The 18,834-nt window shown below is 71.2% G+C and carries 9 protein-coding genes; 7 read left to right on the top strand and 2 right to left on the bottom strand.

Annotated features, from left to right (window positions below; genetic code table 11):
- The first annotated feature begins 143 nt into the window (after positions 1–143).
- The 3 genes from ACIQZN_RS03550 (at position 144) to ACIQZN_RS03540 (ending at position 6,349) form a co-directional block, all read left to right on the top strand.
- Positions 144–2,042, top strand: coding sequence for an ABC transporter ATP-binding protein (locus tag ACIQZN_RS03550; RefSeq protein WP_403987876.1), 1,899 nt, complete (start codon positions 144–146; stop codon positions 2,040–2,042).
- Positions 2,039–3,913: an ABC transporter ATP-binding protein gene (locus ACIQZN_RS03545; RefSeq protein WP_403987873.1), complete on the top strand. Its 1,875-nt coding sequence runs from the start codon at positions 2,039–2,041 to the stop codon at positions 3,911–3,913. Before ACIQZN_RS03550 ends, ACIQZN_RS03545 begins: the two co-directional genes overlap by 4 nt.
- 393 nt (positions 3,914–4,306) lie before the next feature.
- On the top strand, positions 4,307–6,349 hold the full coding sequence (locus ACIQZN_RS03540) for a M4 family metallopeptidase (RefSeq protein WP_403987870.1): 2,043 nt from the start codon (positions 4,307–4,309) through the stop codon (positions 6,347–6,349).
- A 60-nt stretch (positions 6,350–6,409) separates the two neighbouring features.
- Here the strand turns inward: ACIQZN_RS03540 and ACIQZN_RS03535 are convergent, their stop codons facing one another.
- Both ACIQZN_RS03535 and glgP read right to left on the bottom strand, forming a co-directional pair.
- A complete protein-coding gene (locus ACIQZN_RS03535; protein ID WP_403987867.1) occupies positions 6,410–7,624 on the bottom strand; it encodes an alginate lyase family protein in 1,215 nt (404 codons plus the stop codon).
- 192 nt (positions 7,625–7,816) lie between these two features.
- Positions 7,817–10,420, bottom strand: coding sequence for an alpha-glucan family phosphorylase (glgP, locus tag ACIQZN_RS03530; RefSeq protein WP_403987865.1), 2,604 nt, complete (start codon positions 10,418–10,420; stop codon positions 7,817–7,819).
- Between the two features lie 556 nt (positions 10,421–10,976).
- On the opposite strand from glgP, the gene ACIQZN_RS03525 reads away from it, so the two are divergent.
- From ACIQZN_RS03525 to glgB, 4 genes are all read left to right on the top strand, one after another.
- Positions 10,977–13,010, top strand: coding sequence for a maltotransferase domain-containing protein (locus tag ACIQZN_RS03525; protein WP_403987862.1), 2,034 nt, complete (start codon positions 10,977–10,979; stop codon positions 13,008–13,010).
- Positions 13,007–14,713, top strand: coding sequence for a maltose alpha-D-glucosyltransferase (treS, locus tag ACIQZN_RS03520; protein ID WP_018102566.1), 1,707 nt, complete (start codon positions 13,007–13,009; stop codon positions 14,711–14,713). The genes ACIQZN_RS03525 and treS overlap by 4 nt, the downstream gene beginning before the upstream one ends.
- Before the next feature lie 227 nt (positions 14,714–14,940).
- A complete protein-coding gene (locus ACIQZN_RS03515) occupies positions 14,941–16,332 on the top strand; it encodes a maltokinase (RefSeq protein ID WP_403987858.1) in 1,392 nt (463 codons plus the stop codon).
- A gap of 53 nt (positions 16,333–16,385) precedes the next feature.
- Positions 16,386–18,788 carry a 1,4-alpha-glucan branching enzyme gene (gene glgB, locus ACIQZN_RS03510; RefSeq protein WP_403987855.1) on the top strand — a complete coding sequence of 801 codons (2,403 nt, stop codon included), beginning with the start codon at positions 16,386–16,388 and terminating at the stop codon, positions 18,786–18,788.
- Positions 18,789–18,834 lie beyond the last annotated feature (46 nt).

Genomic DNA, 18,834 nt, shown 5'->3' with positions numbered 1-18,834 from the left:
CCCGGTATCGGCCATCGCGCTCGAACCGGCATCGGCCGATCGGTTGATGGCCCGTACGACCCCTAGGGATGGGGTCCCGGTGCGCCCGGTGGCGGGATAAAACCGCAGGACCGATATCCGGACGGACCGTAGGCTCCTCCCTGATGCACCAGGAACATGTAGAACCCAAGGACCGGTCGGCCGTACGTGCGCTGCTGCGGCTCTGGCCGTACGTGAAGCCGGTACGGGCACGGCTCTTCGGGGCCGCCCTGGTGGCGGTCGTCGCCTCCTGTCTGGGCCTGGTGATCCCGCTCGTCCTGAAGTGGATCGTGGACGGCCCGGTCGCGGACTCGGACCCGGGCGGGGTCTGGCTCGGCGCGCTGTTCCTGCTGCTCCTGGGCATCGCCGAGGCGGTGCTGTTCGGGGTGCGGCGGTGGATGGTGGCGCGTCCGCTGGCCGGCGTCGAGGCGTCGATGCGGGCGGACCTCTACCGGCACCTCCAGCGGCTGCCCGTGGCCTTCCACGACCGGTGGCCCTCGGGGCAGTTGCTGTCGCGCGGGACGACCGACCTGATGATGGTCCGGATGTTCCTGGCCTTCCCGCTGACCTTCCTGCTGGTCAACGCGACCACGATCCTCGTCGGCTTCGTGGTCCTGCTGTTCCAGGAGTGGACGCTCGGCCTGGTGCTGCTCGCGCCCGTCATCCCGCTCGTCATCATCTGCTCGGCCTTCGAGACGAAGTACGCCAAGGTCGCGCGCCGCGCCCAGGACCAGGTCGGCGACCTGACCACGGTGGTCGAGGAGAGCGTCCTCGGCATCCGCATCATCAAGGGCTTCGGCCGCCACCGCAGCCAGTCCGACGCCTTCCGGGCGCTCGCCGGGAAGCTGCGCACCACGGAGCTGGGCAAGGCCCGGCTGCTCGCGTGGATCTGGGCCCTCATCACCACGCTGCCCGAGGTCGCCATCGGGGCCGCCCTGGTGTTCGGCACGATCGAGGTCGCCGACGGCGGTCTGTCGGCGGGCACCCTGGTCGCCTTCCTGTCCACGGCCCTCGCGCTGCGCTGGCCCGTCGAGTCGATCGGCTTCCTGCTGGCGATGAGCCAGGAGGCGTCGACGGCGACCGAGCGGTACTTCGAGGTGATGGACGCCGCCGAGGAGGAGGACACCGGCCGGGCGGCCGCGCCCGTGGACCCCGGGGCGGGCGGGATGGTCTTCGAGGGCGTCGCATTCCGCTATCCCGACGCGGAGGAGGGCTCGGCGCCCGTGCTGGACCGCGTCGACCTGCACATCCGGCCGGGCGAGACCATGGCCCTGGTCGGCGCGACCGGGTCCGGCAAGACCACGCTCACCTCGCTGGTGCCCCGGCTGTACGAGGCGACGGCCGGGCGGATCACCCTGGACGGCGAGGACATCACCGACATGCCGCGCGCCCGGCTGCGGGAGCTGGTGTCGGTGGCGTTCGAGGAGCCGACCCTCTTCTCGGCGAGCGTCGGCGAGAACGTGCTGATGGGCGCCGAAGGGGCCGGCGAGGAGGAGTTGCTGCGGGCGCTCTCGGTCGCCCAGGCCGGTTTCGTCCACGAGCTGCCGCACGGCATCGGCACGGAGGTCGGCGAGCAGGGCCTGAGCCTGTCCGGCGGCCAGCGCCAGCGCCTCGCCCTGGCCCGCGCGGTGGTGGGCCGGCCGCGCTTCCTGGTCCTCGACGACCCGCTCTCCGCGCTCGACGTGCACACGGAGGCCCTGGTCGAGGCGGCGCTCCGGCAGGTCCTGGCGGAGACCACGGCGGTGGTGGTCGCGCACCGGCCGTCGACCGTGATGCTCGCGGACCGGGTGGCGCTGCTGTCCGGGGGCCGGATCACCGCGGTCGGCACCCATCAGGAACTCCTGCGCACCAACGCGGAGTACGCCTGGCTGATGTCGGGCGCGGGGGACGGCCCGGGGCCGTCGGGCGAGGCGGGGCCGTCGGGCGGCGCGCAGGCCGAGCCCGTACCGGAGGCCGGCACGGAGGCACTACCCGACACCGAACCCCTGGGCGCGAAGGCCCCTGCCGAGGAGAGCACTCGATGACCAGCACGACGACCGGACGGCCCGCAGAGCCCGCCGAGCCCGCAGGCCCCGGCAGCCCGGAGGAGCAGCAGGCGGCACCCGGGGACCCCTTCGACCGCGACGACCTGCCGACCCCGCGCGGCGCCACCGGGCAGCTGCTCGCCTCGCTGCTGCGGCCGATGCGGGGCCGGGTGGCGGCGTCCGCGCTGGCCATCCTGTTGCAGCAGGCGGCGGTGCAGGCCGGGCCGCTGCTGGTGGCGTACGCCATCGACAGCGGGGTGCCCGCCTTCCGCGAGGACGACTACGGGCCGCTGATCGCCGTGGCGCTGGGCTACGCGCTCTGCTCGGTGGTCGCGGGCGCCCTCCAGTACGCGTTCATCCAGCTGTCCGCACGGGTCAGCCAGGACGTCCTGCTCGATCTGCGCGGCCGGATCTTCCGCCATGCGCAGGCGCTGAGCGTGGACTTCCACGAGCGGTACACCTCGGGCCGGCTGATCTCGCGGTCCACGACCGACCTGGAGTCGCTGCGGGAGCTGCTGGACGAGGGGCTCCAGGAGCTGATCCACATCGTCCTGTCGTTCGCGTCCATCGCCGTGGTGCTGCTCTGGCTGGACCTGGCCACGGGCGCGGCGGCGGTGGCGTCCTTCCTGCCGCTCTATCTGCTGGTGCGGCTCTACCGGAAGCGCTCCTCGGTGATCTTCGCGGGCCGTTCCACGGCGATCGCCTCGGTCATCGTGAAGTTCGCGGAGACCATGAACGGCATCCGGCCCGTCCAGGCTTTCCGCCGCGAGCCGGTGAACGACGCGGCGTTCCTGGAGCTGAACACGCGTCACCGGGCCGCCAACGGCGACGCGATGCTGGAGAACGCGCGTTACGTGGTCGGCTCGCGGCTCGTCGCCAACACGGCGGTGGCCGGAATCGTGCTGTGGGGCGCCTACCGGGTCGCGGACGGCGGTCTCGCGCTGGGGGTGCTGGCCGCGGTGGTGCTCTATCTGCGGCGGCTCTACGACCCGATCGACCGGCTCAGCATGTTCCTCAACTCCTTCGAGTCCGCGGCGGCCTCGCTGGCGAAGATCGCCGGGCTGCTGGCCCAGGCGCCGACCGTCCCGGAGGCGCTGGAACCCGTGGAGCTGCCGGCCAGGACCGGGGACCAGCCGGGCCGCGAGGTGGTCTTCGACGGGGTGAGCTTCGGATACCGGACGGGCGGCGAGGTGCTGCCCCCGTTCGACCTGACGATCCCGGCGGGGCAGACGGTGGCCGTGGTCGGCTCCACGGGGGCCGGCAAGTCGACCCTCGCCAAGCTGCTGGCCCGGTTCTACGACCCGAGCGCGGGCCGGGTCCTGCTGGACGGCACCGACCTGCGCGACCTGGCCACGCCCGAGCTGCGGCGCGGGGTCGTGATGGTGACCCAGGAGGCGTTCCTGTTCTCCGGGACGGTCGCGGAGAACATCGCGATCGGCCGCCCGGAGGCGGGCCGGGAGGAGATCGAGCGGGCCGCGAAGGCGATCGGCGCCCATGACTTCATCACCGGGCTGCCCGACGGCTACGACACCGATGTACGCAAGCGGGGCGGCCGGATCTCGGCGGGCCAGCGCCAGTTGGTGGCGTTCGCCCGGGCGCTGCTGGCGGACCCGGCGGTGCTGATCCTCGACGAGGCGACCAGTTCGCTGGACATCCCCGGTGAGCGCGCGGTGCAGCAGGCGATGGACACGGTGCTGCACGGCCGCACCGCGGTGGTCATCGCGCACCGGCTCTCGACCGTGGAGGTCGCGGACCGGGTGCTCGTGATGGAGCGGGGCCGCGTCGTGGAGGACGGCACCCCGGCCGAACTCATCGCGGGCACCGGCCGCTTCGCCGGCCTGCACCGCGCCTGGCGGGAGAGCCTGGCCTGACGACCGCGCGCCGCCCCGGCCGGCCGCCCCTTTTGTCACGGAGGCGGCCAGCCGGATCCGGCCACGCCTTCACACCGTCTCGACAGGTGGGAACTTTCCGCTTGTTCACATTCGCGTCGCACTCCGCTCGTACGCCCGCAACCCCGACGCGCCCTGCGCTTTCAGGCCGCACGAGCCCTCCGGGCCCCCCTCGGCACCCCCGCGTGACGATCCGCGAAACGTCCGCTTAACGAACACGCATCTTCCGGCAACGAACGAATTCCGGCCAAGTTGTTGACGCGGTCCTGACAGAGATGGCCGACTCCTGACACTCTTCACCCCGTTCCGCGCTCTGCTTGCTCTGCCCGGACGGCTCACCCAGCCGCCGGTACCCCCCTCGCAGAAGGAGTCCGCGTGAGATCCACGCACAGCCGTCGTGCCACCGCGACCGGCGCTCTCATAGCCGCAGCAGCCCTCCTCGCCGTAAGCGCCCAGACCGGATCGGCCTCCGCCGCCCCGGACAACGGCACCACCAGGACCGCCTCCGCCTCCAAGGCGAACCCCGGCGCCCTCACCAAGCAGCTCTCGCCCTCGCAGCGCGCCGAGCTGATCCGTGAGGCCACCGCGAGCCGGGCGGCCACGGCGAAGAAGCTCGGCCTCGGGGCCCAGGAGAAGCTCATCGTCAAGGACGTCGTCCAGGACAACGACGGCACCACGCACACCCGTTACGAGCGCACCTTCGACGGCCTCCCGGTCCTCGGCGGCGACCTGGTCGTCCAGGAGTCCAAGGCCGGCGCGACCCAGAGCGTCGTCAAGGCGTCCCGCGCCACCACCTCCCAGCTGAAGGCCGTCGACACCGTCGCGGACATCACCCCGGCGGCGGCGTCCAAGCAGGCGCTCGGCGCGGCGAAGGCGGCCGGTTCGGACAAGGCCGAGGCCGACAAGGCGCCCCGCAAGGTCGTCTGGATGGCCTCCGGGACGCCGCAGCTGGCGTACGAGACCGTGGTCGGCGGCCTCCAGGAGGACGGCACCCCGAACGCGCTGCACGTGATCACCGACGCCTCCAGCGGGGCCAAGCTCTACGAGTGGCAGGCCATCGAGAACGGCGTCGGCAACACCGAGTACAGCGGCCAGGTCACCCTGGGGACCTCCGGGTCCTCCGGCTCGTACAACCTGACCGACACCGCGCGCGGCGGCCACAAGACGTACAACCTGAACCACGGCACGTCCGGCAAGGGCACCCTCTTCTCCGGCGCCGACGACGTCTGGGGAGACGGCAACGGCACCAGCACGGAGACCGCGGCGGCGGACGCCCATTACGGCGCGGCCGAGACCTGGGACTACTACAAGAACGTCCACGGCCGCAACGGCATCAAGGGCGACGGCGTCGGTGCCTACTCCCGCGTCCACTACGGCAACAACTACGTGAACGCGTTCTGGGACGACAGCTGCTTCTGCATGACGTACGGCGACGGCAGCGGCAACGCGCACCCGCTGACCGCGCTGGACGTGGCGGCCCACGAGATGAGCCACGGCGTCACCTCGAACACGGCCGGCCTCAACTACAGCGGGGAGTCCGGCGGCCTCAACGAGGCGACCAGCGACATCTTCGGCACCGCCGTCGAGTTCTACGCCAACAACGCCACCGACAAGGGTGACTACCTGATCGGCGAGAAGATCGACATCAACGGCGACGGCACGCCGCTGCGCTACCAGGACAAGCCGAGCAAGGACGGGGCGTCCAAGGACGCCTGGTACTCGGGTCTCGGCAACCTCGACGTGCACTACTCGTCGGGTCCGGCCAACCACTTCTTCTACCTGCTGTCCGAGGGCAGCGGCGCGAAGACCATCAACGGCGTCAACTACAACTCCCCGACCTCCGACGGCCTGCCGGTGACCGGCATCGGCCGCGCGAAGGCCGAGCAGATCTGGTTCAAGGCGCTCAGCACGAAGTTCACCTCGACCACCAACTACGCGGGCGCCCGTACCGGCACGCTCGCGGTGGCCAGTGAGCTGTACGGCGCGACCAGCGCCGAGTACAAGGCCGTGCAGGACGCCTGGGCCGGGATCAACGTCGGTGCGCGCTCCGGCGGCACCGACCCCGGCACCGGCACCGTCTTCGAGAACACCACCGCCGTGTCCATCCCGGACGCCGGTTCCGCCGTGACCAGCTCGGTCACCGTCACCGGCCGCTCCGGCAACGCTCCGAGCGCCCTCAAGGTCGGTGTGAACATCACCCACACCTACCGCGGTGACCTGGTCGTCGACCTCGTCGCGCCGGACGGCAGCACGTACCGCCTGAAGAACTCGTCCTCCAGCGACTCGGCGGACAACGTCAACACCACCTACACGGTCAACGCCTCGTCCGAGACCGCCAACGGCACCTGGAAGCTGAAGGTCCAGGACGTCTACAGCGGGGACACCGGGAAGATCAACAGCTTCAAGCTGACCTTCTGACCGGACACGACGCGGCCGCCCGGAAGAGGACCTCCTCTCCCGGGCGGCCTTCGTGTGCGCTCAGTTCGGGTTGTTCGCGTGGGTCAGGGTCTCCCAGGCGACGAACAGGTTGTTGGACCCGGCGGGCCGCTGCCGCTCGGTGAGGGTCTGGGTGTTGGTCATCGCGATGCCCATCCGGTTGTGCAGCGCGTTGAACCCGACCTCGGTGACCGGCCCGAGGCTGTCCTTCAGGCTTCCGCCGCACAGATTGCCCGGGACCGGGTTGCCCACCTGGTACTTGGCGTGCAGCCCGAGCGCGTGGCGCAGCCGCTCGGCGATCTCCGGGTAGAGGTCCTGGCCCTGGATCCGGCTGGTCTCGGCGATGTGCGAGATGGCCGAGAGGCCGTATCCGGTGTGGGTGAGGTCGCGGCAGGTCTCCTGGGAGAGCCCGTCCATGAACGTGGACTGCCCCTGCCAGTACTTGACGATCTTGTCCTTGGTGTCCAGCCCACTGCCGGGCGCGGCCTTCGGCAGCGCGCCGTCCGCGCTCACATAGATGTACGCGGGCACCCGGCCGCGGAACTTCGCGACCGCCTTGTCGTACGAGGTCCGGTCCTCCAGGAAGACCGCGATGCCGATCGCGGCCTCGGTCATGGACAGCTCCCAGTTGCCGTTGCTGTTCGAGCCGTTGATGACCTTCGGCAGATAGACGTCGCGCAGCATGGTGGCGAAGCGGCCGGAGTTCGGCCAGGAGCTGTACGTGTACTTGATGATCTCGGCGGCCCGCGGCCAGGAGGAGCCCGCCCAGCCGGTCTGGAGCGGGGCGTTGCTGTTGGTGTGGTCCCGGATCACGGCCGACCAGGCGTCCATGATCTCGATCGCCTTCCGCGCGTAACGGCTGTCCTGGGTGATGTACCAGGCCAGCGAGAGGGTGTACGCGGCGATGGCGTCCTCGCGCTCGTCGGTGCAGCCGTAGTTGGGGTTGGAGTACGAGCCGCACTCGACGACCGCGCGGGGCTTGGCGGTCCGGCCGAGCGAGGCGTACGCGCTGCCCATCATCTGGTCGTAGGCGCTCTTCCAGGGCTGGGCGCCCGCCTGGACCTTGGAGCGTACGAAGTCGAGCTGGGGGCGGCTGACGAGTACGCCGGGGTGGGTGAAGGCGGCGGGGGCGGCGGCCCGGGCCGGGGCCGGGGTGGAGGTGGGGCCGGCCGACGCGGGGGCCGTGAAGAGGCCGGAGGTGAGGGCCGCGAGAGCGGCGGCGAGGCCGCGGCCGCGCGCGATGGTTCCGGTGCGCATGTGGGGGTGCCTTCCGGTTCGGGGAGGCCCAGAAGTTCTCATATGTGAACGACGGGCCGGGTTGTGAACGCTGCGATGAGTGAGGAACGTAAAGGCATTTCATGAACACGTCAAGCGTTTGTCTTCAGAAAGCGAAGGGCCCGGCACCCGGGAAGGACGCTTCCGGACGCCGGGCCCTGGGGCCTCACCGCCTCAGCGCAGCAGCACGCCGCCGCCGTCACCCGTGGCCCCGTTCGGCTGCGCGACCAGGCCGAGTTCGGCACCGCTGGCCAGCAGCCGGTGGGCGGGCAGCACGCGCACCGTGTAGCCGTACGGCCCCGTGCGGTCCAGGGCGAGCGGGCCCTCGTACAGCCAGTGGCCCTCCAGGTCCTGACCGCCCGCCGGCTTCAGCGGGAAGACCTGGGCCTCGGAGATCGCGTCGGACGAGTCCACCCGGCCGGCCACCGCCTGCACCTCCACGTCGTCCGGCGCCAGCGCGCCCAGCGAGACCCGGACCCGCAGCGCCAGCGTGGACCCCAGCTCCGCCGTCGTACCGGACGCGGTCGGGGTCACCGCCTCCACATGGTCGACGGCCACCCTCGGCCAGGCGGCCCGGACCTTCCCCTTCCAGGCCGCCAGCTCCCGGGCCCGGGGCACGTCCAGCGAGCGCTGGGCGAGCGCGGCGGGGGCGTACAGCCGCTCCACGTACTCCGCGACCATCCGGTCGGCCAGCACCTTGGGCCCCAGGGTGCCCATCGTGCGCCGGACCATCTCGATCCAGCGGCCGGGCAGCCCCTCGGCCCCGCGCTCGTAGAAGTGCGGGGCGACCCGGTCCTCGATCAGCTCGTACAGGGCATTGGCCTCCAGATCGTCGCGCCGGTCCTCGTCCAGCGCGCTGCCCTCGGCCGTCGGGATCGCCCAGCCGAAGTCCGGCTCGAACCACTCGTCCCACCAGCCGTCAAGGACGGACAGGTTGAGACAGCCGTTGAGCGCCGCCTTCATCCCGCTCGTACCGCACGCCTCCAGCGGGCGCAGCGGGTTGTTCAGCCAGACGTCGCAGCCCGGGTAGAGCTTCTGGGCCATCGCCATCCCGTAGTCGGGCAGGAAGACGATGCGGTGCCGGACCCGGGCGTCGTCGGCGAACCTCACCAGCTCCTGGACCAGCCGCTTCCCGCCGTCGTCGGCCGGATGCGCCTTGCCCGCGACGACGATCTGGACCGGCCGCTCCGGGTGCAGCAGCAGCGCCCGCAGCCGGTCCCGGTCGCGCAGCATCAGCGTCAGCCGCTTGTACGAGGGGACGCGGCGGGCGAAGCCGATGGTGAGGACGTCCGGGTCGAGCACCCCGTCGATCCAGCCGAGTTCGGCGGGCTGGGCGCCCCGGTGGCGCCAGGAGGCGTGCAGCCGCTGCCGGACCTCGGCCACCAGCTGTTCGCGCAGGGTGCGGCGCAGGTCCCAGAGCCGGCGGGCCGGGATGTCCGCGACGGAGTCCCAGCGGCCCGGGGTGCCCCCCGACTCGGCGCGCAGCCGCAGGACCTCGGGGGCGACCCAGGTCGGTGCGTGGACGCCGTTGGTGACGGAGGTGATCGGCACCTCGGGGGCGTCGAAGCCCGGCCAGAGCCCGGCGAACATCTCCCGGCTGACCGCGCCGTGCAGCGTGGAGACGCCGTTGGCGCGCTGGGCGAGCCGCAGGCCCATCACCGCCATGTTGAAGACGCCCGGGTCGCCGCCGGGGTAGGTCTCGGTGCCGAGTTCCAGGACGCGTTCGGCGGGGACGCCGGGCAGTTCGCCGTCCTCGCCGAAGTGGCGGGCGACAAGTTCGCGGTCGAAACGGTCGATTCCGGCCGGGACCGGGGTGTGGGTGGTGAAGACGGTACCGGCCCGGACGGACTCCACCGAGGCGTCGAAGTCCAGGCCGGTCGTGGCGAGTTCGCGGATGCGCTCCAGGCCGAGGAAGCCGGCGTGGCCCTCGTTGGTGTGGAAGACCTCGGGGGCGGCGTGGCCGGTGAGCCGGCAGTACGCGCGCACGGCGCGGACGCCGCCGATGCCCAGCAGCATCTCCTGGAGCAGCCGGTGCTCGCTGCCGCCGCCGTACAGCCGGTCGGTGACCTCGCGCTCGCCGGGGGCGTTCTCCTCGACGTCGGAGTCGAGCATGAGCAGCGGGATCCGGCCGACGTGGGCCTGCCAGATCTGGGCGTGCAGGGACCGGCCGCCGGGCAGGTCCAGGACGACCTGGGCGGGGGTGCCGTCGGCCTCGCGGATCAGGGTGAGCGGCAGCTCGTTCGGGTCGAGGACGGGGTAGTGCTCCTGCTGCCAGCCGTCCCGGGACAGGCTCTGCCGGAAGTAGCCGTGGCGGTAGAGCAGCCCGACGCCGATGAGGGGCACGCCCAGGTCGCTGGCGGCCTTGAGGTGGTCCCCGGCGAGGATGCCGAGCCCGCCGGAGTACTGCGGCAGGGCGGCGGTCACCCCGAATTCGGGTGAGAAGTAGGCGATGGCTGCGGGGAGCGCGTCGTACTGCCGCCGCTGCTCCTGGTACCAGCGGGGGTCCTGGAGGTACGCGCGGAGGTCGGCGGACGCCTCGGCGAGCCGGCGCAGGAACGCTTCGTCCCGGGCCAGCTCGGTGAGCCGCCCGGCGGACACGGAGCCGAGCAGGCGTACGGGGTCGCACTCCGCGTCGGAGCCGGCCGCCGGGTCGACGGCCCGGAAGAGCTCGCGGGTCTCGGTGTGCCAGGACCAGCGCAGGTTCCGCGCCAGGTCGCTGAGGGGTTGGAGGGAGTCCGGAAGGACGGGACGCACGGTGAATCGACGAATGGCCTTCACGCATTCCACCTTTACAGGGGACGTACGAATCCGAGCGGGACGCACCTCCATGTGCGCCGCTCCGTCACCCTCGACGGTAGCCGTGTACCCGGCGCGCCCGACACGGCGCACGGCTTTCCCGTACGCCTCCACCGTCCCGGAAGGCTTCACCGGACCCGTACGTCACAGGCGTTATGGCCGATTCCTTCTCCTCACTCGGTCTTGTGGCCCTTCGCGGCACAGGGAAAGCTGCCGGGTGGCGCCCATTCCCACGTCCCCCGTACGCCCGAGCAGATGACATATCACCGGATTGGCCCACCACGTTGCGGGGAAAGGCTTCTCCGGCACGCGTGTCATTTCATTCCCCGGCCAACGGTGATCGGTCCCCCGGTTCGTATACGACCTGTTTGGACTGCCATTCGAGTGAACGCGCACAGGAGCGGCCATGCCCACACCCCACCAGTCATCCACGGAGCGGCTAGAAAGGACGCATCCCCACCCTCGCGGCGCGCGCGTTCAGCCTTCGGCGCACGCTGCCCACTCCGCCGAGTCCGAGCTCCAGCCCCCAGGTGATTCCATGATCGGTCGCATTCCCGTTCTCGACGTCCATCCGCTCGTCGACTGCGGCAGAAGGCCAGCCAAGGCCGTTGCCGGTGAGACCTTCCAGGTCACCGCGACCGTCTTCCGGGAAGGCCATGACGCGGTGGCCGCCAATGTGGTGCTGCGCAGCCCGAGCGGGCGCCCGGGCCCCTGGACCCCGATGCGCGAGCTGGCGCCGGGCACCGACCGCTGGGGCGCCGAGGTCACCCCGGACTCGGAGGGCCGCTGGACGTATACGGTCGAGGCGTGGAGCGACCCGGTCGCGACCTGGCGCCACGCGGCGGGGATCAAGATCCCGGCGGGCATCGACACCGCACTGGTCCTCGCCGAGGGCGCCGAGCTGTACGAGCGCGCCGCCGAGGGCGTCCCGAAGCGCGACGGCCGCGAGGCGGTACTGGCGGCGGTGGACGCGCTGCGCGACGAGTCCCGGCCGGCCGAGGCGCGCCTCGCGGCGGCCCTGGCGCCGGAGGCCCGGGAGGCGCTGGACCGCCACCCGCTGCGCGAACTGGTCACCGCGTCGCGCCCGCACCCGCTGGTGGTCGAACGCCGGCGCGCCCTGTACGGCTCCTGGTACGAGCTGTTCCCGCGCTCCGAAGGGGCCAGGTACGAGACCCCGAAGCCGCGCAAGGGGCGGGGCGCCAAGGCCGCCGAGGCGCAGCCGGCCCGGCTGGTCAGCGGTACCTTCCGGACGGCGGCCGAGCGGCTTCCGGCGGTCGCCGCGATGGGCTTCGACGTGGTCTACCTGCCGCCGATCCACCCCATCGGCACGACGCACCGCAAGGGCCCGAACAACTCGCTGACCCCCGCCCCGCACGACGTGGGGGTGCCCTGGGCGATCGGTTCGGCGGAGGGCGGGCACGACGCGGTCCACCCGGATCTGGGCACGCTGGAGGACTTCGCCCATTTCGTGGAGACGGCCCGCACCCTGCGCCTCGAGGTGGCCCTGGATTTCGCCCTCCAGTGCTCGCCGGACCATCCGTGGGTGGAGAAGCACCCCGAGTGGTTCCAGCACCGGGCCGACGGCTCGATCGCGTACGCGGAGAATCCGCCGAAGAAATACCAGGACATCTATCCGATCGCCTTCGACAAGGATCTTCCGGGCATCGTCGCGGAGAGCGTGCGCATCCTGCGGTTCTGGATGGACCGGGGCGTACGGATCTTCCGTGTCGACAATCCGCACACCAAACCGGTGATCTTCTGGGAGAAGGTCATCGCGGAGATCAACCGCACCGATCCCGATGTGATCTTCCTGGCCGAGGCATTCACCCGGCCGGCGATGATGCGCACCCTGGGCGCCATCGGGTTCCAGCAGTCGTACACGTATTTCACCTGGCGGAACACGCGTCAGGAACTCACGGATTACGTGACCGAACTGTCCGGTGAGACCGCCGCGTTCATGCGGCCGAATTTCTTCGTGAACACGCCCGACATCCTTCCGGGATACCTTCAGGAAGGCGGCAGGCCCGCGTTCGAGGCCAGGGCGGTGCTCGCGGCGACCCTTTCCCCCTCCTGGGGGGTGTACGCGGGGTTCGAGCTGTGCGAGAACTCCCCGATCCACCACGGCAGTGAGGAGTACCTCGACTCGGAGAAGTACGAGATCCGGCCCAGGGACTGGGAAGCCGCAGAGCGCGAGGGCCGTTCGCTCGCCCCGCTCATCACCTCGCTCAACCGGATCAGGCGCCGCCACCCGGCCCTGCAGCAGCTGCGTGACGTGCACTTCCACGCATCGGACAACGACGCGGTGATCGCGTACAGCAAGCGTTCCGGTTCGAACATCCTTCTGGTGGTCGTCAACCTCGACCCGCACCACACCCAGGAGGCGACCGTCTCGTTGGACATGCCGCAACTCGGCCTCGACCGGCACGAGAGCGTGCCGGTGCGCGACGAGCTCACCGGCACTTCCTATCACTGGGGCAGGACGTTCTACGTGCGCCTAGAGCCGGGCGTCACGCCCGCGCACATCGCCGTCCTGCGACCGTCCCCGCCGACCGGAGGGTCACCCACACCATGATCGTCAATGAGCCCGTCCACGACACGTTCGAGGACACCCCGGCCAAGGACCGCGATCCCGACTGGTTCAAGCGTGCCGTCTTCTACGAGGTGCTCGTCCGGTCCTTCCAGGACTCCAACGGCGACGGCATCGGAGACCTGAAGGGGCTCACCGCCAAGCTCGACTACCTCCAGTGGCTGGGGGTCGACTGCCTCTGGCTGCCGCCGTTCTTCAAGTCCCCGCTGCGCGACGGCGGTTACGACGTATCCGACTACACCGCCGTGCTGCCGGAGTTCGGCGACCTCGCCGACTTCGTGGAGTTCGTCGACGCCGCCCACCAGCGCGGCATGCGCGTGATCATCGACTTCGTCATGAACCACACGAGCGACCAGCACGAGTGGTTCCAGCAGTCCCGGACCGACCCCGACGGGCCCTACGGCGACTACTACGTCTGGGCCGATGACGACAAGCAGTTCCCGGACGCCCGGATCATCTTCGTGGACACCGAGTCGTCCAACTGGACCTTCGACCCGGTGCGCAAGCAGTACTACTGGCACCGGTTCTTCTCGCACCAGCCCGATCTCAACTACGAGAACCCGGCGGTGCAGGAGGAGATCATCTCCGCCCTCCGCTTCTGGCTGGACCTGGGCATCGACGGCTTCCGGGTCGACGCGGTGCCGTACCTCTACCAGCGCGAGGGCACCAACTGCGAGAACCTGCCGGAGACCCACAACTTCCTCAAGCGGGTCCGCAAGGAGATCGACGCCAACTACCCGGACACCGTCCTGCTCGCCGAGGCCAACCAGTGGCCCGAGGACGTGGTGGACTACTTCGGGGACTACGGCTCGGGCGGGGACGAGTGCCACATGGCGTTCCACTTCCCCGTGATGCCGCGCATCTTCATGGCCGTACGGCGCGAGAGCCGCTACCCGGTCTCCGAAATCCTGGCGAAGACCCCGGCGATCCCGGACAACTGCCAGTGGGGCATCTTCCTGCGCAACCACGACGAGCTGACGCTCGAAATGGTGACGGACGAAGAACGCGACTACATGTACGCGGAGTACGCCAAGGACCCGAGGATGCGGGCCAACATCGGCATCCGCCGCCGGCTGGCACCGCTGCTGGACAACGACCGCAACCAGATCGAGCTGTTCACCGCCCTGCTGCTCTCGCTGCCGGGCTCCCCGATCCTCTACTACGGGGACGAGATCGGGATGGGCGACAACATCTGGCTGGGCGACCGGGACGCCGTACGCACCCCGATGCAGTGGACGCCCGACCGCAACGCGGGCTTCTCCTCCAGCGATCCGGGGCGGCTCTACCTCCCCACGATCATGGACCCGGTCTACGGCTACCAGGTCACCAACGTCGAGGCGTCGATGGCCTCCCCGTCCTCGCTGCTGCACTGGACGCGGCGGATGATCGAGATCCGCAAGCAGAACCCCGCGTTCGGCCTCGGCACCTACAACGAACTGCCGTCGTCGAACCCGGCCGTGCTCGCCTTCACCCGTGAGCACGGGGACGACCTCGTGCTGTGCGTCCACAACTTCTCCCGGTTCGCACAGCCGACGGAGCTCGACCTCAGGTCCTTCAACGGGCGTCATCCGGTGGAGCTGATCGGCGGGGTGCGCTTCCCCGCCATCGGTCAGTGGCCCTACCTGCTGACTCTCGCGGGACACGGCTTCTACTGGTTCCGGCTGCGCAAGGACGCGCCGCCGAGCTGACCCGCGAGGCCACCGGCGGGGCGGTTTCCACCGCCCCGCACGGGGCACTCGCCCCCATACCGGGTGGTTCAGGAAGCTTCCTGGATCCTCCTGGCGTTTCGATCCCTGCATGTCGAGTCCGTACGGATCATCCTGACCCGACACGTCCCGCACAGCCGGACAGCCAATGCCGCAATCCGGGACACTCTTCGCATCCTGTGGTGTGCCCGGGGAAAGGACGCGATGCCATGTCGGAGGCTGCATCCGCTCAGGTCACCCTGGCGAACAGCACAGCCCTGATTCCGTCTCTCGGACCGCTGCTCCACGAATGGCTGCCCCGGCAGCGGTGGTTCGCGGGCAAGGGACGGTCCATCACCGCCTTCTCGCTCGTCTCGGCCACCGAAATACTGCCGGTGGACGGCGGCGAAGGCTCCGCCCCCGGGCTCCTGCACCTCCTGGTGCGGGTCCACCAGCCCACGATGCCCGACCAGCCCCCCGTGGACTGCTACCAGTTGCTCCTCGGCGTCCGCTCCGCGCTGCCCCAGCACCTCGCGCCCGCCGCCATCGGCCGGGTGCCCGACGGGCCGCTGGCCGGGCTCGCGGTCTACGACGGGCTGCACGACGCCCGCCTCGCCTCGCTGCTGCTGGAACGATTGCGCACCCCCGGCCGGCTCGGCGCGGTCCGCTTCGACCGGGGCGCGGAGCCGATCCCGGAGGACCTGCCGCCCCGGGTGCTGGACACCGAGCAGTCCAACTCCTCGCTGGTGTACGGCAACGCGTACATCCTGAAAATCTTCCGCCGGGTCTTCCCGGGCACCAACCCGGACCTGGAACTGCCGCTCGCGCTCTCCCGCGAGGGGTGCGGGCGGGTCCCGGCACCGGTCGCCTGGTTCGAGGCGGCGACCCCGGAACGGCTGACCCTCGGCGTGCTCCAGCCCTTCCTGCGCGGCGCCCAGGACGGCTGGCAGCTCGCCCTGCGCGCCCTCGCCACCGGGCACGACTTCCTGGACGAGGCGAGGGCGCTGGGCCGCGCCACCGCCGAGGTGCACACCGCGCTCGCCGCCGCCCTGCCCACCCCGGTGCTCCGCCGCTCCCAGACCGACGAGCTGGCGGCCGCCATGGTGGAGCGCCTGGAGGCCGCCGCCCACGCGGTCCCGGAGCTGGTCCCGTACGTCCCCGGCCTGCGCACCGCGTTCGACGCGGTCGCCGCGCTCGGGCACCGGGGGCGCAGCTGGGCCGCCCAGCGGGTGCACGGCGACCTCCATCTCGGCCAGACCCTGCGCGGCGCCGACGGCTTCTGGTCGCTGATCGACTTCGAGGGCGAGCCGGCCCGGCCGCTCCCGGAGCGCCGCAGCCCGCAGCCCCCGGTGCGCGATGTCGCCGGGATGCTGCGCTCCTTCGACTACGCGGCCCGCTCGCACCGACCCTGGAAGCCCGAGTGGGCCGCCCGCTGCCGGGACGCCTACTGCGACGGCTACGCCGAGGCGGCGGGCACCGACCCGCGCGCCGAGCCGGAGCTGCTGCGCGCCCACGAGACCGACAAGGCGGTGTACGAGGTGCTGTACGAGGCCCGGCACCGGCCCGACTGGCTGCCGGTCCCGATGGCCGCGATCCACCGCCTGGCCTCGGCCTCCGGCTGAGGATGCCCCGTCCCCCGTACCGCCCCGCCAACACCTCCGAGGAGGCTGTCCCTGTGACCGCCCGCAAGCCGTCCCGCAAGTCCGAGCCCGCCGCACCCGCCGCCGAGCTCCCGCTCGCCGAGGAACCGATCGCCGCCACCCTGTCCTCGCCACAGGCCGGGCCGCCCGCGAAGAAGCGCGCCCCGAGGAAGACCCCCGCCACGGGGGCCGCCGCCGCCCCGCCCAAGCGCGCGAAGAAGGCCGCCGCGCCGCCCAAGCCCCGTAGCGCCGGCAGCCAGGAGCTGCGCCCGGCCGCCCCGCTGCACGACGCCGACCGGGGCAGGCTGCTGGCCGGCGAGCACCACGCCCCGCACGATCTGCTGGGCGCGCACCAGGTGGGCGACGGGGTGGAGATCCGGGTGCTGCGCCCGTTCGCCCGCGCGGTCACCGTGCTCGCGAAGGGGCTGCGGGCGCCGCTGCACAGCGACGGGGACGGACTGTTCTCCGGGGTGCTGCCGCTGCCCTCGGTGCCGGAGTACCGGCTGCTGGTGACGTACGAGGACAACGAGATCGAGGTCCACGACCCGTACCGCTTCCTGCCCGCGCTCGGGGAGCTGGATCTGCACCTGATCCGGGAGGGGCGGCACGAGGAGCTGTGGACCGCGCTCGGGGCGCGGCCGATGGAGCACCAGGGGGTCGCCGGGACGCGGTTCACGGTGTGGGCGCCGAACGCCCGGGGCGTGCGGGTGTGCGGTGACTTCAACTACTGGGACGGCACGGGCTTCCCGATGCGGTCGCTGGGCTCGTCCGGGGTGTGGGAGCTGTTCCTGCCGGGGACCGGGGAGGGCGCGCTGTACAAGTTCGACATCTGCCGCCCGGACGGTTCGCACACGACGCGCTCGGACCCGATGGCCCGGCACACCGAGGTTCCGCCCGCCACCGCCTCGGTGGTGACGGCCGCGCACCACGAGTGGCAGGACCAGGAGTGGATGGCGAACCGCGGGAACGTGCCGGTGCACGAGGCGCCGTTCTCGGTGTACGAGGTGCACCTGGCGTCCTGGCGGCCCGGTCTCTCGTACCGGCAGCTGGCGGAGCAACTGCCCGCGTACGTGAAGGAGCTGGGCTTCACGCATGTCGAGCTGATGCCGGTGTCGGAGCACCCCTTCGGCGGCTCCTGGGGCTACCAGGTCACCGGGTTCTACGCGCCGACCTCCCGGATGGGCTCGCCGGACGACTTCCGCTTCCTGGTGGACGCGCTGCACCGGGCCGGGATCGGCGTGATCATGGACTGGGTGCCGGCGCACTTCCCGCGCGACGACTGGGCGCTCGCGGAGTTCGACGGGCGGCCGCTGTACGAGCACGAGGACCCGAGGCGGGCCGCGCACCCGGACTGGGGGACGCTGGAGTTCGACTACGGGCGGACCGAGGTGCGCAACTTCCTGGTCGCCAACGCCACGTACTGGTGCGAGCAGTTCCACATCGACGGGCTGCGGGTGGACGCGGTGGCCTCGATGCTCTATCTGGACTACTCGCGCGAGGACGGCCAGTGGTCGCCGAATGAGTTCGGCGGGCGGGAGAACCTGGACGCGGTCGCCTTCCTCCAGGAGATGAACGCCACGGTCTACCGGCGCAATCCGGGCGTGGTCACCATCGCCGAGGAGTCGACCGCCTGGGACGGCGTGACCCGGGCCACCGACCACGGCGGGCTCGGGTTCGGGCTGAAGTGGAACATGGGCTGGATGCACGACTCGCTGGTGTACGTCTCCAAGGAGCCGGTGCACCGCAAGTACCACCACAACGAGATGACGTTCTCGATGGTGTACGCGTACAGCGAGAACTACGTGCTGCCGATCTCGCACGACGAGGTGGTGCACGGCAAGCAGGCGCTGGTCTCCAAGATGCCGGGCGACTGGTGGCAGCAGCGCGCCAACCACCGCGCGTACCTGGGCTTCATGTGGGCCCATCCGGGCAAGCAACTGCTGTTCATGGGGCAGGAGTTCGCACAGGGCGCGGAGTGGTCGGAGGGCCACGGCCCGGACTGGTGGCTGCTGGACCCGGCGTACGAGGCGTCCGGCGACCACCGCGGGGTGCGGGAGCTGGTCGGCGACCTCAACAAGGTGTACGGGGCGACGCCCGCGCTCTGGCAGCGCGACACCCGTCCGGAGGGCTTCGCCTGGGTGGACGGGGGCGCGGCGGAGGACAACGTGTTCGCGTTCCTGCGCCACGACGCGAAGGGCGCGCCGCTGCTGGCGGTCTCCAACTTCTCACCGGTGGTCCGGCACGACTACCGGCTCGGGGTGCCGGAGGGGCCCCGGCTGTGGGCGGAGGTCCTGAACACGGACGCGGCCCGGTACGGGGGCGGCGGGGTGGTCAACGAGGAACCGCTGAAGCCGGAGGACGTGCCGTCCCACGGCAGGCCGTCGAGCGTGTCGCTGACGCTGCCGCCGCTGGCGACGGTGTGGTTCAAGCCGGCGTGACGCGGTGACGCGACGAGGGGGCGGGGCCTGGTGGCCCCGCCCCCTC

Source organism: Streptomyces sp. NPDC097595 (assembly GCF_044761525.1).
Classification (GTDB): Bacteria; Actinomycetota; Actinomycetes; order Streptomycetales; family Streptomycetaceae; genus Streptomyces; species Streptomyces drozdowiczii_A.
Note: the sequence above shows the minus strand (reverse complement) of the source record. Positions and strands in the feature narration are given on the sequence as shown.